Origin of the sequence: Roseinatronobacter sp. (genome assembly GCF_051859525.1) — a bacterium.
Lineage (GTDB): Bacteria > Pseudomonadota > Alphaproteobacteria > Rhodobacterales > Rhodobacteraceae > Roseinatronobacter.
This window is the reverse complement of sequence record NZ_JBHYFM010000056.1, coordinates 1-595: the sequence shown is the minus strand read 5'-3', so window position 1 is coordinate 595 and position 595 is coordinate 1. Positions and strand designations below refer to the sequence as shown.

Genomic DNA, 595 nt, shown 5'->3' with positions numbered 1-595 from the left:
AGCGGTCGAGCGTCATGACAGAAAAGCCTTTCCGATCACGGGGGTCGAGGCCTCGGCCATGTCCCGGGCATCGATGGGGTCGGCCCGATGTGCCAGTTGCCCCGCCTCGACCGCGCGCATCATCGCGACGGCCATCGCCACGGGATCGCCCGCGCGGGCCACGGCGGTGTTCAGCAGCACGGCGTCGTAGCCCAGTTCCATCGCCCGCGCGGCGTGGCTGGGCAGGCCGATGCCCGCGTCGATGACCAGCGGCACCTCTGGAAACTCGGACCGCATGGCGCGCAGGGCGTATTCGTTGTTCAGCCCCCGGCCCGACCCGATGGGCGCGCCCCATGGCATCAGCACCTCGCACCCGGCGGCCAGCAGCCGTTCCGCCACGATCAGATCCTCGGTGGTGTAGGGGAAGACCTGAAAGCCGTCCTCCGTCAGGATGCGGGCCGCTTCGACCAGTTGGAAGACGTCCGGTTGCAGGCTGTCGGTATGGCCGATCAGTTCCAGCTTGATCCACGGCGTGTCAAAGACCTCGCGCGCCATCTGTGCCGTGGTCACCGCCTCCTTGACCGTGTGGCAGCCCGCCGTATTGGGGAGCACAGGC

The 595-nt window shown here is 68.4% G+C and carries 1 protein-coding gene; it reads right to left on the bottom strand.

The window, feature by feature from the left end; translation table 11 throughout:
• Positions 1-12: 12 nt before the first annotated feature.
• The coding region (locus tag ACTIE1_RS16670) for a thiazole synthase (protein WP_439563515.1) at positions 13-595 on the bottom strand (583 nt) is incomplete at its 5' end.